The 23844-nt window shown below is 65.6% G+C and carries 19 protein-coding genes; 15 read left to right on the top strand and 4 right to left on the bottom strand.

Going from position 1 to position 23844, the window contains the following annotated elements; genetic code table 11:
* Nucleotides 1-79: 79 nt before the first annotated feature.
* From paoC to paoA, 3 genes are read right to left on the bottom strand one after another with little or no spacing between them, the layout of a single operon-like run.
* Entirely contained in the window at nucleotides 80-2263 is a 2184-nt protein-coding gene (gene paoC, locus GGQ64_RS21665) for an aldehyde oxidoreductase molybdenum-binding subunit PaoC (protein WP_183807413.1), read from the bottom strand.
* Between the two features lie 3 nt (nucleotides 2264-2266).
* Complete coding sequence (locus tag GGQ64_RS21660) at nucleotides 2267-3217, bottom strand: FAD binding domain-containing protein (RefSeq protein ID WP_183807412.1); 951 nt, start codon at nucleotides 3215-3217, stop codon at nucleotides 2267-2269.
* The gene (gene paoA / locus GGQ64_RS21655; RefSeq protein WP_183807411.1) at nucleotides 3214-3858 is read right to left on the bottom strand and encodes an aldehyde dehydrogenase iron-sulfur subunit PaoA; all 645 of its coding nucleotides are present in this window, start codon (nucleotides 3856-3858) and stop codon (nucleotides 3214-3216) included. The genes GGQ64_RS21660 and paoA overlap by 4 nt, the downstream gene beginning before the upstream one ends.
* A 319-nt stretch (nucleotides 3859-4177) precedes the next feature.
* Between paoA and GGQ64_RS21650 the strand changes: the two genes are divergently transcribed.
* The 10 genes from GGQ64_RS21650 to aguB all read left to right on the top strand — a co-directional run bounded on the left by GGQ64_RS21650 (nucleotide 4178) and on the right by aguB (nucleotide 16923).
* On the top strand, nucleotides 4178-4663 hold the full coding sequence (locus tag GGQ64_RS21650) for a (R)-mandelonitrile lyase (RefSeq protein WP_183807410.1): 486 nt from the start codon (nucleotides 4178-4180) through the stop codon (nucleotides 4661-4663).
* Nucleotides 4664-4847: 184 nt separating this feature from the next.
* The gene (locus tag GGQ64_RS21645) at nucleotides 4848-6713 is read left to right on the top strand and encodes a monovalent cation:proton antiporter-2 (CPA2) family protein (protein ID WP_183807409.1); all 1866 of its coding nucleotides are present in this window, start codon (nucleotides 4848-4850) and stop codon (nucleotides 6711-6713) included.
* Between the two features lie 250 nt (nucleotides 6714-6963).
* The gene (locus GGQ64_RS21640) at nucleotides 6964-8406 is read left to right on the top strand and encodes an NAD-dependent succinate-semialdehyde dehydrogenase (RefSeq protein ID WP_183807408.1); all 1443 of its coding nucleotides are present in this window, start codon (nucleotides 6964-6966) and stop codon (nucleotides 8404-8406) included.
* Nucleotides 8407-9180: 774 nt separating this feature from the next.
* Nucleotides 9181-10299: an ABC transporter ATP-binding protein gene (locus GGQ64_RS21635; RefSeq protein ID WP_183807407.1), complete on the top strand. Its 1119-nt coding sequence runs from the start codon at nucleotides 9181-9183 to the stop codon at nucleotides 10297-10299.
* A 1-nt stretch (nucleotide 10300) separates the two neighbouring features.
* Nucleotides 10301-11227, top strand: coding sequence for an ABC transporter permease (locus GGQ64_RS21630; RefSeq protein WP_183807406.1), 927 nt, complete (start codon nucleotides 10301-10303; stop codon nucleotides 11225-11227).
* Nucleotides 11228-11231: 4 nt separating this feature from the next.
* Nucleotides 11232-12044, top strand: coding sequence for an ABC transporter permease subunit (locus GGQ64_RS21625; RefSeq protein WP_183807433.1), 813 nt, complete (start codon nucleotides 11232-11234; stop codon nucleotides 12042-12044).
* Nucleotides 12045-12063: 19 nt separating this feature from the next.
* Nucleotides 12064-13098 (top strand): extracellular solute-binding protein, encoded by a 1035-nt coding sequence (locus GGQ64_RS21620; RefSeq protein ID WP_183807405.1) that lies wholly within the window; start codon nucleotides 12064-12066, stop codon nucleotides 13096-13098.
* A gap of 69 nt (nucleotides 13099-13167) precedes the next feature.
* Nucleotides 13168-14349, top strand: a complete 1182-nt coding sequence (locus GGQ64_RS21615; protein ID WP_343059533.1) for a serine hydrolase domain-containing protein — start codon at nucleotides 13168-13170, stop codon at nucleotides 14347-14349.
* Between the two features lie 21 nt (nucleotides 14350-14370).
* On the top strand, nucleotides 14371-16041 hold the full coding sequence (locus GGQ64_RS21610; RefSeq protein ID WP_183807403.1) for an amidohydrolase: 1671 nt from the start codon (nucleotides 14371-14373) through the stop codon (nucleotides 16039-16041).
* Between the two features lie 9 nt (nucleotides 16042-16050).
* The gene (gene aguB, locus GGQ64_RS21605) at nucleotides 16051-16923 is read left to right on the top strand and encodes an N-carbamoylputrescine amidase (RefSeq protein ID WP_183807402.1); all 873 of its coding nucleotides are present in this window, start codon (nucleotides 16051-16053) and stop codon (nucleotides 16921-16923) included.
* A gap of 77 nt (nucleotides 16924-17000) precedes the next feature.
* On the opposite strand, the gene GGQ64_RS21600 is transcribed toward aguB, so the two are convergent.
* Nucleotides 17001-18350 (bottom strand): MFS transporter, encoded by a 1350-nt coding sequence (locus tag GGQ64_RS21600; RefSeq protein WP_183807401.1) that lies wholly within the window; start codon nucleotides 18348-18350, stop codon nucleotides 17001-17003.
* Nucleotides 18351-18618: 268 nt separating this feature from the next.
* Here GGQ64_RS21600 and cyoA point away from each other — a divergent pair, with 268 nt between their 5' ends.
* From cyoA to GGQ64_RS21575, 5 genes are read left to right on the top strand one after another with little or no spacing between them, the layout of a single operon-like run.
* Nucleotides 18619-19812 carry a ubiquinol oxidase subunit II gene (cyoA, locus tag GGQ64_RS21595; protein WP_183807400.1) on the top strand — a complete coding sequence of 398 codons (1194 nt, stop codon included), beginning with the start codon at nucleotides 18619-18621 and terminating at the stop codon, nucleotides 19810-19812.
* Nucleotides 19813-19843: 31 nt separating this feature from the next.
* On the top strand, nucleotides 19844-21847 hold the full coding sequence (cyoB, locus tag GGQ64_RS21590; RefSeq protein ID WP_183807399.1) for a cytochrome o ubiquinol oxidase subunit I: 2004 nt from the start codon (nucleotides 19844-19846) through the stop codon (nucleotides 21845-21847).
* A gap of 1 nt (nucleotide 21848) precedes the next feature.
* A complete protein-coding gene (gene cyoC / locus GGQ64_RS21585) occupies nucleotides 21849-22469 on the top strand; it encodes a cytochrome o ubiquinol oxidase subunit III (RefSeq protein WP_183807398.1) in 621 nt (206 codons plus the stop codon).
* Nucleotides 22466-22873 carry a cytochrome o ubiquinol oxidase subunit IV gene (cyoD, locus tag GGQ64_RS21580; RefSeq protein WP_183807397.1) on the top strand — a complete coding sequence of 136 codons (408 nt, stop codon included), beginning with the start codon at nucleotides 22466-22468 and terminating at the stop codon, nucleotides 22871-22873. The genes cyoC and cyoD overlap by 4 nt, the downstream gene beginning before the upstream one ends.
* Nucleotides 22874-22890: 17 nt before the next feature.
* Nucleotides 22891-23655, top strand: a complete 765-nt coding sequence (locus GGQ64_RS21575; protein WP_183807396.1) for an SURF1 family protein — start codon at nucleotides 22891-22893, stop codon at nucleotides 23653-23655.
* The last annotated feature ends 189 nt before the right edge of the window (nucleotides 23656-23844 follow it).

Below are 23844 nucleotides of genomic sequence, written 5' to 3'. Positions count from 1 at the left end.
GCCGCCAAGCCACATAGCGCGGGCGGCAGGACATTGGCTGCCGCCCCCGCTTGTCGCTAGTCCCGGCTATCGCGGGCGCCTATGCCTGCGGCAGTCTGTCGATCATCTTGTCGATCGTGACCGGGTAGTCGCGTACGCGCACGCCGGTGGCGTTGTAGATCGCGTTCGCGATCGCCGCCCCCACGCCGCACAGGCCGAGTTCGCCCACCCCCTTCGCCTTCATCGGCGAGGAAAGCGGATCGGTCTCGTCGAGGAAGATCACCTCCTGCTCGGGAATGTCGGCATGCACGGGCACCTCGTAGCTGGCGAGGTCATGATTGACGAAGAAGCCGCGCTTCTTGTCCACCGCAAGCTCTTCCATCAGCGCCGCGCCCACGCCCATCGTCATGGCGCCGATCACCTGGCTGCGCGCGGTCTTGGGATTGAGGATGCGGCCCGCCGCGCAGACGGCGAGCATGCGGCGGATGCGCACCTCGGCCGTCAGCGCATCCACGCCCACCTCGATGAAGTGCCCGGCGAACGTCGCCTGCACCGAGCTCTCGTTGAATTTGCCGAACTCCATCGCATCCTCGGCGACGATCCCCTCGCCGCCGGCAACGGAGGCAAGCGGCATGGTCCGCTCACCCGTCGCGATCTTGCCGTCGGCAAAGGCGACGGCGTCGGAATTCAGACCGAGCTTCCTGGCGATCGCCTCGCGCAGCTTGACGCACGCCGCATAGACGCCGGCGGTGGCACTGTTGGCGCCCCACTGACCGCCCGAGCCGGCGGAGACCGGAAAGCGCGAATCGCCGAGCCGGACGGCAACCTTGTCCAGGGATACGCCCATCATCTCGGCCGCCGTCTGGGCGATGATCGTGTAGCTGCCGGTGCCGATGTCGGTCATGTCGGTCTCCACCGTGACGACGCCGTCGCTGTCGAGCCGGACCCGCGCAGCCGATGTCATGACCGGCGCGCCGCGATAACCCGCGGCCATCCCGATCCCGATGAGCCATCGCCCGTCGCGGACCTGCCCCGGGTTGGCATTGCGCCTGTTCCAGCCGAACCGTTCCGCCCCCATCCGCATGCACTCGACGAGCTGGCGCTTGGAGAAGGGACGATCGGGCTTTTCCGGATCGACCTGCGTGTCGTTCAGCGCACGGAAGTCGATCGGGTCCATGCCGAGCTTTTCCGCCATCTCGTCCATGGCGATCTCCAGCGCCATCAGGCCGGGCGCCTCGCCGGGCGCCCGCATCGCATTGCCCTCCGGCAGGTCGAGCAGCGCAAGCCGCGTCGCTACCATCCGGTTGGCGCCGGCATAGAGCAGCCGCGTCTGGTCGGTGGCATTCTCCGGCTCGCCGTCCTTGAGATTGCCCGACCAGGACTCGTGACCGATCGCGGTGATCCTGCCGTCCGCGTCCGCGCCGATGCGGATCCGCTGGATCGTCGCCGGACGGTGCGTGCCGTTGTTGATCATCAGCGGACGCGGCAGCGCCACCTTGACCGGTCGCCTGGCGGCGCGGGCACCGAGCGCTGCCAGAAGCGCATCGGCCCTGAGGAACAGTTTGCCGCCGAAACCGCCGCCGATATAGGGCGAGACCAGATGCACCTTTTCCTGCGGGATGCCGAGCGTCGCTGCCAGATCGCCCTGCCCCCAGTTGATCATCTGGTTGGAGGTCCACACGATCAGTTCGTCTCCCTCCCAGGCGGCGAGCGAGGCATGCGGCTCCATCATCGCGTGCGACTGGTCCGGCGTCGTGTAGGTCTGGTCGAACTGCACGGCGGCCGCGGGGAAGGCGCCTGCAAAATCGCCGACCTCGGCGTCGGGATTGCCGCGCACCTTGTCCTTCATGCCGGCGAGATCGTAGCTTCCCTCGACCGCCTCGTAGTCCACCCTGATCAGGGCCGCTGCCGCGCGGGCCTGCTCGAAGGTCTCGGCCACCACCACCGCAATCGCCTGGTGATAGTGGTCGATTTGCGGGCCGCCGAGCAGCTTGGCGACGTTCTTCTCACCCTTGCCGAGCTCGCCGGCATTCTCGGCGGTGACGATGGCCAGCACGCCGGGCGCAGCCTTGGCCTCGTGCAGGTCCATCGACCGGATCAGCCCCTTGGCGATGCCTGCCGCCACGGGATATCCATAGGCCGGCGCCAGCGTCGCCTCGCGCCATTCGTAGGCGTAGGTTGCCGTACCTGTCGCCTTGTAGCGGCCGTCGATGCGGTCGATCGGCTTTCCGACCACCTTCAGCTGGTCGATCGGATTGGTCGTCGCGGGACTATCGAATTTCATCGCTCAGCTCCTTGCCTCTTCCAGCACTGCGGCAAGCGTCCGCTCCACCAGCGTCAGCTTGAAGGCGTTGTGTTCGGTCGGTCTGGCGTCGGCGAGCAGGCGCTCGGCCACCGGCTTGGCCCCGCTCGGCATCTCGGTTTCGGCCGCCTCGACACGCCAGGGTCGCGGCGCGATCCCGCCGACGGCCACCCGGCCCGTTCCGTCCGGGTGGATCACCGCCCCGACCGAGACCAGCGCAAACGCGTAGGAGGCGCGGTCGCGGACCTTGCGGTAGAAGTGCCGGCCACCCGGCGGCGACGGCAGCGTGACCGCGGTGATCAGTTCGCCCGCCTCCAGCGCCGTCTCGACCTGCGGCGCCTCACCCGGCAGCCGATGGAAATCGGCGATCGGGATCGCCCGCGTCGCGCCGTCGGGCTTGACGGTCTCGACCTTCGCATCGAGTGCGCGCATCGCGACCGCCATGTCGCTCGGATGGGTGGCGATGCAGGCGTCGCTGACGCCGATCACCCCGAGCTGCCGGCTGAAGCCGTCGAGTGCCGAACAGCCGCTGCCGGGCCGGCGCTTGTTGCAGGGCTGGCTGGTGTCGTAGAAATAGGGACAGCGCGTCCGCTGCATCAGGTTGCCGGCGGTGGTCGCCTTGTTGCGCAACTGCCCCGAGGCGCCCGCCATCAAGGCGCGCGACAGTATCGCGTAGTCGCGGCGAACGCGCTCGTCCGAGGCAAGGTCGGTGTTGCGCACCAGCGCGCCGATGCGAAGCCCGCCGTCGTCGGTGCTCTCGATCCTGTCCAGCCCGAGCCGGTTGACGTCGATCAGGTGGGTGGGCGTCTCGATCTCGAGCTTCATCAGGTCCAGGAGGTTCGTTCCTCCCGCGATGAAGCGGGCGCCCGGGGTGCCGGCAGCCTTCGCGGCGGCGTCGGCCGCGGAGGTGGCGCGTTCATAGGTGAAGGATTTCATGCCTGCCTCCCCGCGACGTCCATGACGGCGTCGACGATGTTGGAATAGGCGCCGCATCGACAGATGTTGCCGCTCATCCGTTCGCGCAGCTCCGCCTTCGTCACCTGCGGCCGCTCGTCCGGCGCGACACCTGCATGGCTCGGAATGCCGGCCTTGATCTCCTCGAGCACGGCGACGGCGGAACAGATCTGCCCGGGCGTGCAGTAGCCGCACTGGAAACCGTCATGCTTGATGAAGGCCGCCTGCATCGGGTGCAGGTCGGTCGGCGCGCCGAGGCCCTCGATGGTGGTGATGCTGTCGCCGTCGTGCATCACGGCCAGCGTCAGACAGGAATTGATCCGCCGGCCGTCGACCAGCACCGTGCAGGCGCCGCATTGGCCGTGGTCGCAGCCTTTCTTGGTGCCGGTCAGTTGCATGTGCTCGCGCAGGGCGTCGAGCAGCGTCGTCCGCGTGTCCAGCTCCAGTTGCCGGCGCGTGCCGTTGACGTCGAAGGAGACCGACGTTTTCGCCGCAGCGCCTTCGGCCGGCCCCGTCGCCTGCTGCGCGCGGCTGGCGGAGACCGATGCGGTGACGGCAACCGATGCGGCGGTGCCGGCGAGCAATCCACGTCTCGTCATTTCCAGTTCTCTCCTGAGGTTCATGGCGCGATTCCATCCCTTGATAAGCTGTCGACAGGAAATCTGACAGTTGGGCGAACGAGGACGCCCGGTTGCCTAACGACCGTGTGGCCGGATGGTTCAATCCTCCTGCCTTCACGACATCGTGGGTCACCGACCGCAGGCAGCCGGCGGGGACCGCCCGCGCGATCACGATTATATGAACGCCATTCCCCGCTTCATGGGGATCGCAGCGCCCGACGGACTGGACTTCCGGCCGATATGCCACCATCACTTTTTCAGGAGGGGCGAATGGCGCGGCCCGCCGCGCAAGCATCGACAAGAGGCGAAGGAAGGGATCGACATGAAACCATTTTATGCGACAGGCATCTTGCTTCTTCTGCTGACTTCGGTCTGCTCCGCCCAGGATGCCCCCCAGGCTGCCCCCCAAGACGCGCTGGTGAAGATCACCCGCAGCGGCTCCCAGCCGCCCGAGATCGGCATCCCCGACTACTACGCCGGCACCGTTCGCAAGGAGGCGCTCTTCGACGCCGACGAGCCCTCGCGCGTCGTTGGCGGCGTGGTCACCTACGAACCCGGCTCGCGCACGGCATGGCACATCCATCCGCTCGGCCAGGTCCTGATCATTTCCGCCGGAGTCGGCCTGGTCCAGCAGTGGGGCCAGCCGGTCCAGGAGGTCAGGGAAGGCGACATCATCTGGATTCCGGCCGGCGTGAAGCACTGGCATGGCGCCACCGACAATTCCCGCATGCGGCACGTTGCGATCACGGAAGCCCTGGACGGCAAGTCGGTGGAATGGCTGGAAAAGGTCGACCAACAGGACGGCTGACCGTGCCGGCGGCGGCAGGCGCCGCCCCTGAGCCGCGTCACGCGCAGTTCTCCCGTTCCCCGGATGAAGGGTTATCTGGAACGCAGAAGGCTTGCGCATCCCGTATGGTTGCGTTACCCGGCCTTACGGGCAATTCTTGACATAAGCCAATACCCTCAGCAACGAAGCAGGAGACTGACGAACGATGGCCGCCGAAACAGCATCGCACGGTGTCGATCTCATTCCGGTCGTGACGCTCCTTGCAGCCGGCGTCATCGCGGTGCCGCTGTTCAAGCGGTTCGGCCTCGATTCCGTCCTCGGCTACCTCGCCGCCGGCCTCATCATCGGTCCCTTCGGCCTCGGCCTCTTCACCGATGCGCAGAGCATCATCCATGTCGCCGAACTGGGCGTGGTGATGTTCCTATTCGTCATCGGGCTGGAGATGCGGCCGTCGCGCCTCTGGGGCCTGCGCAGCGAGATCATGGGGCTCGGCTTGCTGCAGGTCGTCCTTTGCAGCGCGCTCCTGACCTTCGCCGGCATGGCGCTCGGCTATTCGCCGTCGGTCGCCTTCGTCTTCGGCATGGGCTTCGTGCTGACATCGACGGCGATCGTCTTCCAGATCCTGAACGACCGCGGCGAGCTTTCTACGCCGAAGGGACAGAGGATCGTGTCGATCCTGCTTCTCGAGGACCTGGCGATCGTCCCCCTCCTCGCCGCCGTCGCCTTCATGGCACCGGGCGCGGAATCCTCCGACCTGTCCTCGGACCTGATGCATGTGGCCATCGCCCTCGGCGCTTTGGTGGCGCTGATCCTGATCGGGCGCTATCTGCTGAACCCGCTGTTCAAGGTGCTGGCGCAGGCGGGCGCCCGCGAGGTGATGACGGCCGCCGCCCTCCTCGTCGTCCTCGGCGCCGCGCTCGCCATGCAGCTCGGCGGGCTGTCGATGGCGATGGGCGCATTTCTGGCCGGCGTCATGCTGTCGGAGAGCACGTTCCGCCATCAGCTGGAAGCCGACATCGAACCCTTTCGCGGCATCCTGCTCGGCCTGTTCTTCCTCGGCGTCGGCATGGCGCTGGACGTCAACGTGGTCGTGGCCAACCTTCCCCTGATCTCCTTTGCCGTCGTGGCCTTCATGCTGCTGAAGGGCATCGGCATCTACGCCGTCGCCCGCCTGCTCCGGTCGAGCCGTGAAGAGGCGATCGAGCGGGCGGCACTGATGGCCCAGGGCGGGGAGTTCGCCTTCGTGCTCTACGCCGCGGCGACGACCTTCGGCGTGATCGACGCGCAAACCAACGCCATCTTCACCTCGACCGTCATCATCTCGATGGTGCTGACGCCCTTCGTCACCATGGCCGTCAATGCGGCCGCCACCCGGCTCACGCCGGCCGCGGCCGCAACGTCGCTCGATGGCATCGATGCACCCGACGGGCTGACCGGCAACGTCCTCATCGTCGGCTTCGGCCGCTTCGGCCAGATCGTCAGCCAGCCGCTCCTCGCGCGTGGGCTGGAAGTCTCCATCATCGACAACGATGTGGAGATGATCCAGGCCGCCGCCGAGTTCGGCTTCAAGGTCTATTACGGCGACGGCACCCGGCTGGACATCCTCCACGCCGCCGGCGCCGAAAACGTCGGCGCGATCATCGTCTGCGTCGACAAGGCCGACGTGGCGCTGCACATCGTCGAGCTGGCCAAGGCGGAGTTTCCGCTGGTGCAGGTGTTCGCACGCGCCTACGACCGCGGCGCCGCGCTGTCCCTGATCGCCGCCGGCGTCGATTACCAGCTTCGCGAAACGCTGGAATCCGCGCTTGTCTTCGGCTGCTACGCCCTGACGAAGCTCGGTGTGCCGGAACCGGAAGCCGAAGAGATCATGGAGGAGGTCCGCCGCCGCGACGAACAGCGGCTTGCGATCCAGCAGGTCGAGGGATTGTACGGCGGCAAGCAGTATTTCCAGGGCAACCGACCGACGCCCACCCCGCTGACCACGCCGAAGCGGACCGGCCGGTCGGGCAACGCCGAAGCCGAGGCGGTGCTCAAGGGCTCCGCCGACGTCGGCGGCACGGCGGCGACCTGACGCCCGGCAACAGCGACAGGCGCATCAGGGCTGCACGATTTGCACAACAGGATCGCCCGCCGACGCGCTATCACAATCCCTCGACTTCGCCGGCCATGGTTTGACACAGCCGCGCCCGGCACGTTACGGCTCGCGAGCCCTGCTGCGACTGCGGCAGACAGATGCGGCCCCGCCCCGGGCGGCACCGCAAAATGACATCGACACTCGCCGGCCGCGGCCCTGCGGACCGATCGAGAACGGGAGTTCACGCATGGCAGACTATTCCTACCCGCACACGCACCTCTTCCTGAACGGCGAATGGAAGCCCGCGGCAGGCGGCGAGACGATCGCCGTCACCGATCCCGCCACGGGCGAGGTGATCGGCCAGGTGGCCAAGGCCGGCATCGCCGATCTCGACGCAGCCCTTGCAGCAGCGCAGGCCGGCTTTGCGACCTGGAGCGCCACGTCTGCCTACGAGCGCGCCCGCATCATGCGCAAGGCGGCCGACATCCTGCGCGAGCGCAAGGACAGGATCGGCTGGATCATGACCCGCGAACAGGGCAAGCCGCTCGCCGAAGCCATCGGCGAGGTGGCCGCCGCAGCCGACCTGATCGACTGGTTCGCCGAGGAGGCGCGTCGCACCTACGGCCAGGTCATCCCGTCGCGTGCGCCGAACGTCTCGCAGCAGACCATCAAGCTGCCGGTCGGCCCGGTCGCGGCCTTCACGCCGTGGAACTTCCCGATCAACCAGGTCGTGCGCAAGCTCTCCGCGGCCCTTGCCGCCGGCTGCTCGATCATCATCAAGGCGCCCGAAGAGACCCCGGCATCGCCCGCCGAACTGATCCGCGCCTTCGCCGACGCCGGCGTGCCGGCCGGCGTCATCGGCCTCGTCTACGGCGTTCCGGCGGAGATCTCGGAATACCTCATCCCCCACCCCGTCATCCGCAAGGTCACCTTCACCGGCTCGACCCCGGTCGGCAAGCACCTGGCCGCACTCGCCGGCAGGCACATGAAGCGCGCGACGATGGAGCTCGGCGGCCATGCGCCGGCGATCATCATGGCGGATGCGGATATCGACAAGGCGGCCAAGGTGATGGCCTTCTCCAAGTTCCGCAACGCCGGCCAGGTCTGCGTCTCGCCGACGCGCTTCCTCGTCGAGAAGCCCGCATACGGCCGGTTCGTCGACGGTTTCGTCGCGGCGACCAAGGGCGTTAAGGTCGGAAGCGGCCTCGATCCCGCCTCCACCATGGGCCCGCTCGCCAACGAGCGCCGCATCCCGGCGCTGGAGGAACTGATCGCGGACGCCGTCGAGCAAGGCGGCAAGCTCGAGACCGGCGGCCGCCGGATCGGCAACAGCGGCAACTTCTTCGAGCCGACGGTGCTGACCAACGTGCCGGTATCGGCGCGCATCATGAACGAGGAGCCCTTCGGCCCGGTCGCCATCATCAACCCGGTTTCCGGCCTCGAGGAGGCGATCACGGAATCGAACCGCCTCCCCTTCGGCCTGGCGTCCTACGCCTTCGCCTCCTCGCAGGCGGCCGTGCATGCGATCGGGACGCGGGTGGAATCGGGCATGACGACGATCAACCACCTGGGCCTGGCGCTGCCCGAAGTTCCCTTCGGCGGCATCAAGGATTCCGGATACGGCGACGAGGGCGGTTCGGCCGCGATCGAAGCCTACCTCGTGACCAAGTACGTCACCACCGCGGCCTGACGGCCGCACCGCGACCGGGACCTCGCACACGAACGCACGAAGAAGCCGCGGACCGATCCGGTTCGCGGCTTCCGACTACTGACAAAGCCTTGTTCCGGGCGTTCATTTCTTCAAGCAGGCCACCAAACGGGAGCCGTCATGCCGGACTAGATCCGGCATCCAGCGCGCGCAAGTCCTTGCGCGCAAAAGGTTTCTTTCGCACCGCAGACGCGACGCGGCTGGACCCCGGATCAAGTCCGGGGTGACGGAAGAAATGGGAGACACCGACAGGAACACGTTTGTAGGCAAACTGAAAGTGCGGACCGATCCGGTTCGCGGCTTCCTCATTCTTCTGCGCGGGGTTCACCACCCCCGCAGATGGCTCGGGCGATACCACTGTATAGTGTCGCCGCGTTCAGTTGACCGCTATCCTCTCTTCATCGCCCCCATCGGCGTGTAGCGCGGCCCCTCCCGCTACCGGCTCCGGAGATCTCCCCTCCTCCGAGGCCCGCGGATCGAGCGATCCGCCTGACCGCCCAGTCCCGCCCTGGGCGGTCCTTTTTGCTGCTCGATCATGGAACCGGATTCTGGCGAAGCCCTTGCCATTCGCGCCGCGCTGCTCAACTATTGCACACGCGTAGAATTTGCCCTTTACAGTTTTCATCGAACTGTGATTTGTTGTGATCATAATTATAAAAAGCCTATCACAAAGCTGAAGAAGAGCCGTCCAAACGGCCGCCCAACCCCCGGATCTCGGAAGAGGAAACCGAGTTCCGGACGAGACATGGGGAACTTATGGACCAATCCCGAGCGACGGCCGCCCATGGCGGCGCCATCGGAATGCATGGCATCAAGAAGTGGTTCGGGAATTTCCAGGCCGTCGACGACGTGTCGCTGGAAATCCGCCCGAACGAGTTCTTCACCCTGCTCGGCCCTTCCGGCTGCGGCAAGACCACGCTGTTGCGGATGATCGCCGGCTTCGAGATGCCGACCGAGGGCAGCATCCGGCTCGACGGCACGGAGATCGCGAGCCTCCTGCCCAACCAGCGGCCGGTCAACACAGTCTTCCAGAACTACGCGCTGTTTCCGCACCTGACGGTGGCGGAAAACATCGGCTTCGGCCTGAAGATGCTCGGAAGACCGAAGGCGGAGATCGCCGCCACCGTGGCCGAGATGATCAAGCTCGTGCATCTGGAAGGCCGTGGCGGCGATCCCGTCACCCAGCTCTCCGGCGGCCAGCAGCAGCGCGTGGCGCTCGCCCGCGCCCTTGCCCCCAGGCCGAAAGTGCTGCTGCTCGACGAGCCGCTCTCCGCGCTCGACCTGAAGCTCAGGAAGTCGATGCAGATCGAGCTGAAGCGGCTGCAGTCGGAGACCGGCATCACCTTCGTCTTCGTCACCCATGACCAGGAAGAGGCGCTGACGATGTCCGACCGCATCGCGGTGATGAGCCATGGCAAGGTCCGCCAGGTCGGCGAGCCCTGGGAGATCTACGACCGCCCGGCCGAGCGCTTCGTCGCCGACTTCATCGGCGACACCAATTTTCTCGACGTCGACGTGGTCGCGATCGAAGGCGAGCGGGCGCGCGTGCGGCTGGCCTCCGGCGCCGAGATCCCCGCCACCTTCCCCGCCGACATCCGCCCGGCAGGCAAGGTGACGATCGTCATCCGGCCGGAACACGCCCGCGCCGTCTCCACTGGCCTCTCGCCCGCAACCCCGCAATCAGTCCCGCTCTCAGGCACGGTCCACGACGTCGTCTATCTCGGCACGGACACGCATTTCCACGTGCGCCTCGAGGACGGGACGAATTTCATGGTCCGCCAGCAGAACGCCCGCAGCGGCCCGTGCGGCTTTGCGGTCGGCGATCCGGTGGGGATCGAACTCAGCGACGACGTCGCCCAGATCCTGAGGGATTGAGATGAGCGTCAGCCCCGCCGAACTCAGCGAGACGCTCCGCCGGAAGGACATCCGCGACCGCTGGTTCCTGAGCGCCCCCGCGCTCATCCTGATCGGCGTCGCCAGCGCCGGGCCGCTCCTGATCGTCGTGCTCTATTCCTTCCTGGCGCCCGGCAGCTACGGTGACGTGAAATGGGCGTTTTCCACGGACGGCTGGTTCAACGTCTTCTTCTCCCGCGACATCTTCGACGAGACCGTCTCGCTGGCCGAAGCCCATTTCAGCATCTTCTGGCGCTCGATCCGGGTGGCGCTTGCCACCACCGTCCTGTGCCTGATCCTGGGCTTCCCGACCGCCTATTTCATCGCCACCCGCCCCCCGCACAACCGCTCGATCTGGCTCTTCGTCATCACCATCCCGTTCTGGACGAACATGCTGATCCGCGCCTTTGCGATCCAGGAGGTGATCCGCACCGAGGGCCTCGTCAACACGCTGCTGCTCAAGCTCGGCATCATTTCCGCTCCGATCCAGATGCTGTTCACCGATTTCGCCATCCTGCTCGGCATGACCTACGTGCACCTGCCGCTGATGGTGCTGCCGCTCTATGCGAGCCTGGAGAAGCTGGACTTCCGCCTCGTCGAGGCGGCCTACGATCTCTATGCCTCGCGCCTGAACGTGCTGCTGAAGGTGATCGTGCCGCTGGTGAAGCCCGGCCTGATCGCCGGCTCCATCCTCGTCTTCATCCCGGCGCTGTCGTCCTACGTCATCCCCCGCGTGCTCGGCGGCGGCAAGAACCTGATGATCGGCAACCTGATCGAGCTGCAGTTCGGCCAGGGGCGCAACTGGCCGCTCGGCGCGGCCCTGTCGGTGACGCTGGTCGCGATCGTGCTCGTGGCGCTCCTCTTCTACGTCCGCAACGTCGGCAAGAGCGGAGGCGGCGCGCATGGCTAGAAACGTGGCCAGGAATTTCTCGATCAAGCGGCTGCCGGGCTTTGCGACGATCGCCATGCTCTGCTTCTTCGTCCTCTACCTGCCGATCGCCACGCTGGTGGTCTATGCCTTCAACGCCGGCACGTCGATCGCGATCTGGGAGGGCCTGTCGCTGCGCTGGTTTGCGAGCGCCTGGCAGAACCAGCAGGTGATCGACGCCTCCATCCGCTCGCTGCAGATCGCCTCGGTCGCAGCCGTCATCGCCACCGCCTGCGCTACGCTCGCAGCCCTTGCGACCACCCGGACGACACCTTATCGCGGCCTGACCTTCAAGTACTCGATGCTGAACATCCCGCTGCTGGTGCCGGAGATAGTCACCGCCGTGGCGCTCCTGATCCTGTTCTCGCGGATCAAGGTGTGGACCGGCTATTCCGGCCTCGGCTACCTCATCGCCGCCCATTCGGCCTTCTGCGTCCCCTTCGCCTACCTGCCGATCCGTGCGCGGCTGGAAAACATGGACCTGTCGCTCGAGCGGGCGGCGGCCGATCTCTACGCCACGCCCTACAAGACGTTCCGCTACGTGACCCTGCCGCTTCTCTGGCCCGGCATCCTCGCCGGCCTGATGCTCGCCTTCGTCATCTCCCTGGATGACGTGGTGATCACCGAATTCGTCAAGTCCGGCGGCCAGGACACGCTGCCGACCTACATGCTCGGCCAGTTGCGCCGCGTCGTCACCCCGGAGATGAACGCGATCTCGACCGTGTTCCTGATGCTGTCGCTCGCCATCGTCACCGTCTTCTTCTTCATCAGCCGAAATCCGCAGAAAGACGAACCATAACATCCTAAAGGAGAACAGCATGAAATCGGTACTGGGAGCAGCAACCTTCGCCGCAGGGCTCATGGCCTCGACGGCCATCGCATTTGCCGCCGGCGAACTGAACATCTTCAACTGGGGCAACTACACGAGCCCCGACATGATCAAGAAGTTCGAGCAGGCCTACGACGTCAAGGTGACGATCACCGACTACGACAGCAACGATACCGCCCTCGCCAAGATCCGCCAGGGCGGCCACGGTTTCGACATCGTCGTTCCCTCGGCAAGCGCGATGCCGACCTTCATCTCCGAAGGCCTGCTCCTGGAATCGCACCCCGATCAGATGGAGAACTTCAAGAACGTCGATCCGCAGTGGGTGGACGTGCCCTTCGACCCGGGCCGCAAATACTCCGTTCCGTGGCAGTGGGGCACGACGGGCGTGACCGTCAACAAGGCGGTCTATTCCGGCGACATCAACACGTCGGCGATCTTCCTGGACCCGCCGCCGGAGTTGGTCGGCAAGGTCAACGTCCTTCCCGAGATGTCCGACGTCATGCACATGGTCGTCACCTATGCGGGCGGCGAGCCCTGCACCGGCGACCTGACCGTGCTGAAGAAGGCGCGCGACCTGCTGCTCGCCGCCAAGCCGAAGTGGATCGCGATGGACTACGGCAACATCGAGAAATACTCGAAGGGCGATCTCTCGGCCGGCACCAACTGGAATGGCGCCTCCTTCCGCTCGCGCCTGCAGAACCCGGACGTCGTCTACGGCTATCCGAAAGAAGGCTATCCGGTCTGGATGGACAATGCCGCGATCCTGGCCGACGCCAAGAACGTCGACAACGCCAAGCTCTTCCTGAACTTCGTCATGGACCCCGAAAACGCCGCCATGCTCTCGGCCTTCGCGCGCTATGCCAACGGCATCAAGGGTTCCGACGCCTTCATGCCCGAAGACATGAAGGCCGCACCGGAAATCGTCATTCCCGACGAGCTCAAGGCCGCCGGCAAGTTCAACCTCGCCTGCCCGCCGGAAGTCCAGGAACTCTACACCAAGATCTGGACCGAACTGCAGAAATAACACGCATCGAACCGGGAGGACCGCGGACGCGGGAGCGCGAATGCTCCCGCCTGTCTGCGGAGAATGACCATGACATCGACATTCAAGGACGAGAACGGGTTCGCCCGCCGCGACGTGACGCTCGCGAACTGGCGCACCGCCCCTTTCAGCCGCTGGGCCTTCCACAACGTGCGCGATCTCGTGCCGACGGCCGAATTCCGAAGCCGCCGGCCGGAACCGGAAGAGGCGCTCGACAGCCGCGACCGGCTCGATGCGCGGCTTGAGACGGCGCTGGAGGGGGCCGCGACGATCCGCGCCTATCTGGAAAAGGCGCAGACCGACGGCTTCCTCGTCATGCGCGGCGGCCGTGTCGTCCTCGAGCACTATGCCGCCCACTCCGGCGTCAACGCCCGCCACATCGTCTTTTCGATCTCCAAGTCGCTGACGGCGCTGTTGTCGGGCATTCTCGAGGCCGAGGGCGTGATCGATCCCGACCGTCCCGTTTCCCACTACCTGCCGGAAGCAAAGGGCGGCGCCTATGGCGACTGCAGCTACCGCGACGTGCTGGACATGCGCATCAGCCTCGATTTCGAGGAAGCCTATCTCGATCCGAAGGGCGCCTTCGCCCGCTATCGCCGCGCCATGCTCTGGAACCCGCCCTTGCCGGACGAGACGCCGGAAACGCTGGCCGGCTTCCTGATGACGCTGAAGAAGGGCGACGGCCCGCATGGCGGCCCGTTCTCCTATGCCTCGCCGAACTCCGACATGCTCGGCACCATTATCGAGCGCGTGACCGGCGCACGGTTTTCCGACCTGTTCGAAGCGCTCGTCTGGCATCCGCTGGGCGCCACGAACGACGGCTACGTCACCGTCGACGCCATCGGCACGCCCCGCACCGCCGGCGGCATGTGCGTGAGCGCGCGCGACCTCGCCCGCATCGGCGAACTGATCCGCACCGGCGGCGTGGCCGGTGGCAAGCAGGTCGTCCCCGAGGCCTGGATCGTCGACATGACCCAGAACGGCGACCGCCAGGCATGGCAGGAGGGCCGCAACGTCGACCTTCCAAACGGGCGCTACCGCAGCCAGTGGTATCAGTCGGGAGAGGAGGACGGCGCCTATTGCGCGATCGGCATCCACGGCCAGTGGCTCTATGTCGATCCCTCGACCGAGACCGTGATCGTCAAGCTGTCCTCGCAGGACGACCCGCTTGGCGACGAAACCAACCACGACATGTTCACCTTCTTCCGGACCCTGTGCCGGATGGCGCTCTGACGCGACCGGGCAGGAGTTCCCATGCAGACCAAGGCAGACCTCATCATCCGCAACGCGCGCGTCCTCACCATGGACGAGGCCAGGCCGCGCGCAGGCGCGGTCGCGATTGCCGCAAACCGCATCCTCGCCGTCGGTGCGGAGGCGGACGTGCTCGCCCTTGCCGGTCCCTCGACCCGCGTGATCGACGCGCGCGGCGGCACCGTGCTGCCGGGCTTTAACGAATCCCACATGCACATCTTCCCGGGCTCCGTCGAGCTCAGCGAACTGTCGCTCTACAAGGTCAAGGGCTACGCGGCGCTGGAGGAGGCGGTCCATGCCTATGCCGCCCAGTATCCGGACCGTCCCCTGCTGATCGCCCAGCATGCCGACTATTCGATCCTCTCCGACGACGAGCGGCTGACCCGCCACGTCCTCGACCGCATCCTGCCCGGCCGGCCGCTGCTGGTCGTCGCCCCCGACCACCACACCGCCTGGGCCAACACGATCGCGCTGAAGAAAGCCGGCCTTATCGAGGGACGCGACGTCGGCATCGGCAACGAGATCGTCATGGGCGAGGACGGGCTTGCCAATGGCGAGCTGCGCGAAAGCAACGCCATCCGCCCGGTGGCCGCCCTCGGCGAGACAGGTGGCCGCGAGATGCTCGGCATCGGCACCGGCGGCGAGCCGGACGGCGTCACCGCCGAAGACAGGGCCAGCGACATCGCGGTCCTCAGGCAGGGCCTCGCCTATGTCGCCTCGCTCGGCATCACCTCGCTGCAGAACATGGACGGCAACCACTACCAGCTGGAACTGCTAGCCGAGATCGAGAAAGCCGACGGCCTGCCGGTGCGCGTGCGCATGCCCTATCACATGAAGAACTTCATGCCGCTTTCCGACCTTTCCGAGAAGGCCGCGCAATGGCGCGAGGAATTCTCCGGCGACCGCCTGCGCTGCGACTTCGTCAAGATGTTCATGGACGGCGTTACCGAAGGCGAGACCGCCGTCTTCGTCGACGACTATGCCCACAAGCCGGGCTGGAAGGGCGAGCCGCTGTTTTCCCAGGAGCAGTTCGACGCGATCGCCGTGGAGGCCGACCGGCTGCGCCTGCCCGTGGCCGTGCACGCCATCGGCGACGGCGCGGTGCGCATGGTGCTGAACGGCTACGAGGCGGCGATCAAAAAGAACGGCAAGCGCGACAGCCGCAACCGCATCGAGCATATCGAGGTCGTCCATCCCGACGACATTTCCCGCTTCGCCGAGCTCGGCACCGTCGCCTCCATGCAGCCGACCCATCCGCCGGGCTGCGCCGGCCTGCCGCTGGAGCCCTATCTCGGCTTCATCGGCGAGGCGCGCTGGCCGCTCGCCTTCGCCTGGAAGACGCTGGTGGACGCGGGTGCCGGGATCGTCTTCGGCACCGACTGGCCGGTCTCGCCGCTCGACCCGATGAGTTGCATCCGCGACGCCATGACCCGAACACCGTGGCGGGAGGGAGACCCGGACCAGCGGCTGTCGCTGGAGCAGACGCTTGCCGCCTATACAAGCACCGGTGCCTGGCTGGAATTCATGGAGGACCGCAAGGGCATGCTGAAGGAAGGCTACCTCGCCGACCTCGTCGTCCTTTCGGGCGACATCGAGGCGACCGCTCACGAGGATTTCCCCGCCATCCGCCCGGTGGCGACCATCTGCGATGGCCGCATCACCCACCAGGCCTGAGGATCGATCATGCGCACCGTCACCGTCGCCGCCACGCAGATGACCTGCACCTGGGATACGCAGGCCAACATCGAACGGGCGGAAGCGCTCGTTCGCAGGGCCGCGTCGCAGGGTGCGAACGTCGTGCTCGTCCAGGAGCTGTTCGAGACACCCTACTTCTGCCAGGACCAGGACGCGCAGTTCTTCGGCCTGGCGAAGCCGTTTGCGGATAACCCCGTGGTCGCGCACTTCGCCCGGCTCGCAGCCGAACTCGGCGTCGTCCTGCCGGTCAGCTATTTCGAACGGGCGGGCAAGGCCCATTTCAATTCGCTCGCCGTCGTCGATGCCGACGGCACCGTGCTCGGAAACTACCGCAAGAGCCACGTTCCCGATGGCCCCGGCTATACCGAGAAGTTCTACTTCTCTCCCGGCGATACCGGCTTCCGGGTCTGGAAGACCCGCTACGGCACGATCGGCTGCGGCATCTGCTGGGACCAGTGGTTTCCGGAGGCTGCCCGCGCCATGGCGCTCCTGGGCGCCGAGATCCTGCTCTACCCGACCGCGATCGGCAGCGAGCCGCACGATCCCTCGATCGACAGCGCCGCCCACTGGCAGCGGGTGATGCAGGGCCATGCCGCCGCCAACCTGATGCCGGTGGTGGCCTCCAACCGCATCGGTACGGAGGACGGGCGAAACGGAACGTCGATCACCTTCTACGGCTCTTCCTTCATCGCCGACCAGACCGGAGCGAAGGTGGCCGAAGCGGACCGGGAGACAGAGGTCGTGCTGACGGCGACCTTCGACCTCGATGCGATCGAACGCCAGCGCCAGGCCTGGGGGCTGTTCCGCGACCGGCGGCCGGAGCTCTACGCCCCGCTTTCGACCCTCGACGGCGCCCTTTGATCACCGCACCAACGTAAGAAAGGGCCCGCGCAACGACTGCTGCGCGGGCCCTTTGCATTTCCGGCCGGAGACTTGCCTCAGCGCCTCTCCGGTTCCGATCCGTCGCTGGTCTGGTCCAGGACACGGCTGACGGCGAGGACGACCAGCGTGCAGATCGCACCCGAGATCAGGTAGCCGCCGATGAAGATGATGCCGAAATTGGTGGCGAGCCCCAACGCCACCAGCGGCGCGAACGCGGCCCCCACGAGCCAGGCGAGGTCGGAGGTGAGTGCGGCGCCGGTGTAGCGGTAGTACTGGCCGAAGCGCGACGACATCACGCCCGAGGCCTGGCCGAAGGACAGGCCGAGGATACCGAAACCGATGATGATGAAGGCATCCTGGCCCTTGCCGCCGGCATCCAGCAGGAACGGGGCGGAGAACGAGAAGATGGCGATGATGACCGCACCCAGCATCAGCTGGCTGCGCCGCCCGATCCGGTCTGCGATCACGCCCGAAAGCACGATGCCGACGACGCCGACGGCAGCACCGATCACCTGCACGAACAGGAACTCCGCCGGCGACTGCCCGCCGTTCAGCGTGACCCAGCTCAAGGGGAAGATCGTCACCAGGTGGAACATGGCGAAGCTTGCGAGCGGCACGAAGGCCCCGAGCACGACGTCACGCGCATGCTTGCTCAGCATTTCGAAGACCGGCCGCGCCTCCAGTTCCTGGGCCTCCATCGCCGTGCCGAACTCCTTGCTGCCGACGATGCGCAGGCGCGCGAACAGCGCCACGACGTTGATGGCGAACGCCACGAAGAACGGATAGCGCCAACCCCAGTCGAGGAAGTCCTGCTCGGACATGTTGGAGATGAGATAGCCGAACAGCACGCTCGCCAGCGCAAAGCCGATCGGCGCGCCCAACTGCGGGATCATCGCATACCAGCCGCGACGGTTGGGCGGGGCGTTGAGGTTCATGAGCGAGGCCAGGCCGTCCCAGGCGCCGCCGAGCGCAAACCCCTGCCCCAGCCTGAACAGCGCCAGGAGCGCAACCGCCCAGTATCCGAAGGTATCGTAGCCGGGCAGGAACGCGATCGAGGCCGTGGAGCCGCCTAGGATGACGAGCGCCACCGTCAGCTTCGTCCCGCGTCCGTAGTTGCGGTCTATCCACATGAAGAAGAAGGAGCCGACGGGGCGGGCGATGAAGGCCAGCGGAAAGATCGCAAAGGACATCAGCGTCGCTGCGACCGCATTGGGCGCGAAGGGGAAGATGAGCTTGGGGAAGACGAGCACCGAGCCGATGCCGTAGACGAAGAAATCGAAGAACTCCGACATGCGACCGATGATCACACCGATGGCGACGCTGCCCGGCGAAATGGGCTTGTCGTCATGGAAGCGCCGGGCGTCGGCTTCGAGGCCCTTCGATGTGGGGTTGGCAACCGTTGCCATGTCATTCATCCTCCTGGCGATGATGCGCCTCTTCGGAATGTTGATCAAACCCCCGAAGAGATCAAGAAATGCGCTGATAAAAAACTTCGGCCGTGCCCGTTTGCAGCCTTTTCGTACCCGTCTGTGAGCATGCCTGAACCTCTGCTACAGTGCCCCGGCGCCTCTTGTGCAACGCGACAGATTGCTGCAGTGCGACAAATGAACCCATTTCCCCCGGCGCTCCGACGCGAGTAGTCAAAACTTAGACAAACGCAAATTCGAGTCCGAAATGTCTATTAAGTTCAAGTCCGCGGCAGGCCTGCTCGCCCTCCTGCCCCTATTGGCACTTTCCGGATGCAACATGGTCGTCATGTCGCCGTCCGGCGACATCGCCGCGCAGCAAAGGGACCTGATCGTCGTCTCGACCGTGCTGATGCTGCTGATCATCGTGCCGGTCATCTGCCTGACGTTCTTCTTCGCCTGGCGCTACCGCAACTCCAACGCCAACACCGACGCCAAGTACGATCCCGAATGGCATCATTCGACCGGCCTCGAGGTGGTGATCTGGTCGGCGCCGCTGGCGATCATCATCGCGCTCGGCGCGATCACCTGGATCAGCACCCACAAGCTCGACCCCTACCGCCCGCTCGAGCGGATCGATGCCGAGCGCGCCCTCCCGGCCGAGACGAAGCCGCTGGTGGTGGAAGTGGTGGCGCTGGACTGGAAGTGGCTGTTCTTCTACCCCGACTACGGCATCGCCACCGTCAACGAGATGGCAGCCCCCGTCGACATGCCGATCCAGTTCAAGATCACCGCCTCCTCGGTGATGAACTCCTTCTACGTGCCCGCCCTTGCCGGCATGATCTATGCCATGCCCGGCATGCAGACCCAGCTCCACGCCGTCATCAACAAGGAAGGCGACTTCGAGGGCCTGTCGGCCAACTACAGCGGCGACGGCTTCTCGCACATGCGCTTCCGCTTCCACGGCCTGCAGCAGGGCGGCTTCGACGAATGGGTCGCCCGCGTCAAACAGAACGGCACCGCATTGAACCGCGACGCCTACCTCAAGCTCGAAAAGCCGAGCATCAAGGATCCGGTCCGCTACTTCGCCACCGTCGATGACGGGCTCTTCCAGGACATTCTCAACATGTGCGTCCGCCCCGGCCAGATGTGCATGAGCGAGATGATGCATGTCGACATGATGGGCGGCGCCGGCGTCGAAAGCCACGAGAACCGCCAGAAGCTGGAATACGACAATCGCCACGCCGGCGAGGAAGCGCCCGGCGCGACCCATCCCGCCACCGGCAACGCCCCCCGCAGCGAGGTGCCGGCCGAAGGCGTGGAGGGCAGCGGCACACCTGCGGCCCCCGACATGAATCACAACATGAACCATGACATGCATCAGGGCCATTCCATGCCGGAAGACGGCCAGGACGGGCCGGCCCCGGCGCAACTGAACACCAACGACAGCACACAGCCCTGAGGCTGCATTTGTAGAGAATTTGGACAGATCGATGTTCGGCAACACTACTCTGACGCAATTCATCTTCGGGAGGCTCACCTGGGAGGCCATCCCCTACCACGAGCCCATCCTCGTGGTGACCTTCATCGCGGTCGCGCTCGGCGGCATCGCCCTGCTTGCGCTGGTCACCTGGTTCAAGCTCTGGGGCTACCTCTGGAAGGAGTGGTTCACCAGCGTCGACCACAAGAAGATCGGCATCATGTACGTGGTGCTGGCGCTGGTCATGCTTTTGCGGGGCTTTGCCGATGCGATCATGATGCGCATCCAGCAGGCCTGGGCCTTCAACGGCAGCGAGGGCTATCTCAACCCGCATCACTACGACCAGATCTTCACCGCCCACGGCGTGATCATGATCTTCTTCATGGCCATGCCCTTCGTGACCGGGCTGATGAACTACGTTGTGCCGCTGCAAATCGGCGCCCGCGACGTCTCCTTTCCGTTCCTGAACAACTTCTCCTTCTGGATGACGACTGCCGGCGCGATCATCATCATGATGTCGCTGTTCGTCGGTGAATTCGCCCGCACGGGCTGGCTCGCCTATCCGCCGCTGTCAGGGGCCGACTACAGTCCCGGCGTCGGCGTCGACTACTATATCTGGGGCCTGCAGGTCGCAGGCGTCGGCACGACGCTGTCGGGCATCAACCTGATCGCCACGATCGTGAAGATGCGGGCGCCGGGCATGACCTTCATGAAGATGCCGATCTTCACCTGGACCGCGCTCTGCACCAACATCCTGATCGTCGCCACCTTCCCGATCCTGACCGCGACGCTTGCCTTGCTCTCGCTCGACCGCTACGCTGGCACGAACTTCTTCACCAACGACCTTGGTGGCAATCCGATGATGTACGTCAACCTCATCTGGATCTGGGGCCATCCGGAGGTCTACATCCTCGTGCTGCCGGCCTTCGGCATCTTCTCCGAAGTCGTCGCCACCTTCTGCGGCAAGCGCCTGTTCGGCTATGCCTCGATGGTCTACGCGACCTGCGTGATCATGATCCTGTCCTACCTCGTCTGGCTTCACCACTTCTTCACCATGGGCTCCGGTGCGTCGGTGAACGCCTTCTTCGGCATCACCACCATGATCATCTCGATCCCGACGGGGGCGAAGATGTTCAACTGGCTCTTCACCATGTATCGCGGCCGCATCCGCTACGAAGTGCCGATGTACTGGACGGTCGGCTTCATGTTCACCTTCGTGCTCGGCGGTATGACGGGCGTTCTTCTGGCCGTGCCGCCGGCAGACTTCGTCCTGCACAACTCGCTCTTCCTGATCGCCCACTTCCACAACGTCATCATCGGCGGCGTCGTGTTCGGCCTGATGGCGGGCGTCGTCTACTGGTGGCCCAAGGCCTTCGGCTACAAGCTCGATCCCTTCTGGGGCAAGATGAGCTTCTGGTTCTGGCAGATCGGCTTCTTCTTCGCCTTCATGCCGCTCTACGTGCTCGGCCTGATGGGCGTGACCCGCCGCGTCAGCCAGTTCGAGGACCCCTCGCTGCAGATCTGGTTCATCATCGCCGCCTTCGGCGCCGTCCTGATCGCGCTCGGCATCGCCTCCTTCATCATCCAGATCGCCGTCAGCTACCTGAGGCGCGACCAGTTGCGCGACTTCACCGGCGACCCGTGGAACGGCCGCACGCTCGAGTGGTCCACGTCCTCGCCGCCGCCGGAGTACAACTTCGCCTTCACCCCGGTCGTGCACGATCACGATAGCTGGTACGACATGAAGAACCGCGGCTACGAGCGCCCGCTCGGCGGCTTCAAGCCGATCCACATGCCGAAGAACACCGGAACGGGCGTGATCCTGGCCGGCCTCAGCATCGCGCTCGCATTCGCCCTGATCTGGTACATCTGGTGGCTCGCGATCGTCTCCTTCGTCGCCATCGTCGCCGTGTCGATCGCCCACACCTTCAACTATAACCGGGACTTCTACATTCCCGCCGAGACAGTGACAGAAACAGAGGACGCGCGCTCCGAGCTGCTGGCGGAGCGGACCTGACATGAGCAACAAAGCACTCCAAGAAACCGAAGCGCCCCAGTTCTATCTGGAGGACGACCACCATCCCGAAGGCAGCACCATGCTGGGCTTCTGGATCTACCTGATGAGCGACTGCCTCATCTTCGCCGTGCTGTTCGCCACGCATGGCGTGCTCGGCCGCAATTATGCGGCCGGCCCCTCCCCGGCCGATCTGTTCGACCTGTCGATCGTCGCCTTCAACACGGCAATGCTGCTGTTCTCGTCGATCACCTACGGCTTCGCCATGCTCCAGATGGAGCGCAACGCCAGGATGGAGACGATCTTCTGGCTCGGCGTGACCGGCGTCTTCGGCCTGATCTTCCTCGCGCTGGAGCTCTACGAGTTCTATCACCTGATCCTCGAGGGCGCGGGCCCCGGCCGCAGTGCCTTCCTGTCGTCGTTCTTCGTGCTCGTCGGCACACACGGCCTGCACGTCACCTTCGGCGTCATCTGGCTCGTCACGCTGATGGTGCAGGTGAAGATGCACGGTCTCATTCCGGAGAACCGCCGCCGGCTGATGTGCCTGTCGATGTTCTGGCACTTCCTCGATGTCGTTTGGATCGGCGTCTTTTCCTTCGTCTACCTGATGGGAGTTCTCGGATGAGCTCGCAAGCCCACGCACCCGCCAACGAAGATGCCCACAACGTCCACCATGGCCACAGCCACGGATACGGCGCCGGCCACGGCTCGCTCAAGACCTACCTGATCGGCTTCGTCCTGGCCGCCATCCTGACCGCCATTCCCTTCTGGCTGGTCATGGGAGACGTGTTCGAGAACAAGCTGATCACGGCCGTCCTGATCATGATCTTCGCCGCCGTGCAGATCGTCGTGCACATGGTCTGCTTCCTGCACATGAACCCGCGTTCGGAAGGCGGCTGGACGATCATGGCGCTGATCTTCACGCTGATCATCGTCGCGATCATGCTCGCCGGCTCGTTCTGGGTCATGCATCATCTCAACGTGAACATGATGCCCATGTCGCCCGAGATGATGAAGAACATGCCCTGACCGGCCGGAGGGCACCCATGGCCGCCGGCCATAAAGCCCACGGCGACGTGGCGGCACCGGGTGCCGCCCGCGCCAGAAGATTCCCCTTGGCCTTTGCGGGCGGGATGCTCCTCCTGGCCGCCGTCTTCGTGCTGCTCGGCACGTGGCAGGTGCAGCGGCTCTTCTGGAAGCTCGACCTGATCGCCCGCGTCGAGGCCCGCATCCATGCGGCCCCCGTGGCGCCTCCCCCGCGCCCGACATGGCCGGATATCTCCGCGCCGACCCACGAATACCTTCGGGTGACGGCCGAAGGCACGTTCGACAACGCACGGGAAGTGCTGGTGCAGGCGGTGACGGAGCGCGGCGCCGGCTTCTGGGTCATGACGCCGTTTCGCCAGGCGGACGGCACGACGATCCTCGTCAATCGCGGCTTCGTGCCGCCCGACCGTCGCGATCCCGCCTCCCGCAGCGAGGGCGAGGTCACAGGGCCTTCGCGGGTGACCGGCCTGCTCCGGATGAGCGAGCCCGGCGGCGCCTTCCTGCGCTCCAACGATCCGGCGGGCGATCGCTGGTACTCGCGCGACGTCTCGGCAATCGCGGCCGCGACGGGTCTCTCGGGGACCGCTCCCTACTTCATCGACGCCGACGCGTCGCCCAACCCCGGCGGCCTGCCCACAGGCGGGCTCACGATCGTCCGTTTCCGCAACAGCCACCTCGTCTACGCGCTCACCTGGTACGCCATGGCCGCGATGAGCGTCGGCGCCCTGCTCGCCCTCAGGCGGCACGCACGCCGCAAGGACTAGCCCCCATCAGTTCGCCTCCGCCCGACATGTCCGGCCGCCGCCGCATGCGAATGGGCGCGCGTCCTACTCCCTTGACGCGCATGGCGCGCGCTTCGCACCGGCGGGGGGAATGCGCCCTAGTCAAATAGGGGGAGACCCCGCGCCGTCAGGTACTACCGATTGCGGTAGTTTGTCGGCGCCGAAATGTCG

Source organism: Mycoplana azooxidifex, from assembly GCF_014196765.1.
Classification (GTDB): Bacteria; Pseudomonadota; Alphaproteobacteria; order Rhizobiales; family Rhizobiaceae; genus Mycoplana; species Mycoplana azooxidifex.
This window is presented reverse-complemented; position numbering and strand designations above follow the sequence as displayed.

What these genes read in the sequence shown, in the direction of transcription:
- paoC (WP_183807413.1), bottom strand. Translation starts at nt 2,263, where the DNA reads ATGAAATTCGATAGTCCCGCGACGACCAATCCGATCGACCAGCTGAAG.
- GGQ64_RS21660 (WP_183807412.1), bottom strand. Translation starts at nt 3,217, where the DNA reads ATGAAATCCTTCACCTATGAACGCGCCACCTCCGCGGCCGACGCCGCC.
- paoA (WP_183807411.1), bottom strand. Translation starts at nt 3,858, where the DNA reads ATGAACCTCAGGAGAGAACTGGAAATGACGAGACGTGGATTGCTCGCC.
- GGQ64_RS21650 (WP_183807410.1), top strand. Translation starts at nt 4,178, where the DNA reads ATGAAACCATTTTATGCGACAGGCATCTTGCTTCTTCTGCTGACTTCG.
- GGQ64_RS21645 (WP_183807409.1), top strand. Translation starts at nt 4,848, where the DNA reads ATGGCCGCCGAAACAGCATCGCACGGTGTCGATCTCATTCCGGTCGTG.
- GGQ64_RS21640 (WP_183807408.1), top strand. Translation starts at nt 6,964, where the DNA reads ATGGCAGACTATTCCTACCCGCACACGCACCTCTTCCTGAACGGCGAA.
- GGQ64_RS21635 (WP_183807407.1), top strand. Translation starts at nt 9,181, where the DNA reads ATGGACCAATCCCGAGCGACGGCCGCCCATGGCGGCGCCATCGGAATG.
- GGQ64_RS21630 (WP_183807406.1), top strand. Translation starts at nt 10,301, where the DNA reads ATGAGCGTCAGCCCCGCCGAACTCAGCGAGACGCTCCGCCGGAAGGAC.
- GGQ64_RS21620 (WP_183807405.1), top strand. Translation starts at nt 12,064, where the DNA reads ATGAAATCGGTACTGGGAGCAGCAACCTTCGCCGCAGGGCTCATGGCC.
- GGQ64_RS21615 (WP_343059533.1), top strand. Translation starts at nt 13,168, where the DNA reads ATGACATCGACATTCAAGGACGAGAACGGGTTCGCCCGCCGCGACGTG.
- GGQ64_RS21610 (WP_183807403.1), top strand. Translation starts at nt 14,371, where the DNA reads ATGCAGACCAAGGCAGACCTCATCATCCGCAACGCGCGCGTCCTCACC.
- aguB (WP_183807402.1), top strand. Translation starts at nt 16,051, where the DNA reads ATGCGCACCGTCACCGTCGCCGCCACGCAGATGACCTGCACCTGGGAT.
- GGQ64_RS21600 (WP_183807401.1), bottom strand. Translation starts at nt 18,350, where the DNA reads ATGGCAACGGTTGCCAACCCCACATCGAAGGGCCTCGAAGCCGACGCC.
- cyoA (WP_183807400.1), top strand. Translation starts at nt 18,619, where the DNA reads ATGTCTATTAAGTTCAAGTCCGCGGCAGGCCTGCTCGCCCTCCTGCCC.
- cyoB (WP_183807399.1), top strand. Translation starts at nt 19,844, where the DNA reads ATGTTCGGCAACACTACTCTGACGCAATTCATCTTCGGGAGGCTCACC.
- cyoC (WP_183807398.1), top strand. Translation starts at nt 21,849, where the DNA reads ATGAGCAACAAAGCACTCCAAGAAACCGAAGCGCCCCAGTTCTATCTG.
- cyoD (WP_183807397.1), top strand. Translation starts at nt 22,466, where the DNA reads ATGAGCTCGCAAGCCCACGCACCCGCCAACGAAGATGCCCACAACGTC.
- GGQ64_RS21575 (WP_183807396.1), top strand. Translation starts at nt 22,891, where the DNA reads ATGGCCGCCGGCCATAAAGCCCACGGCGACGTGGCGGCACCGGGTGCC.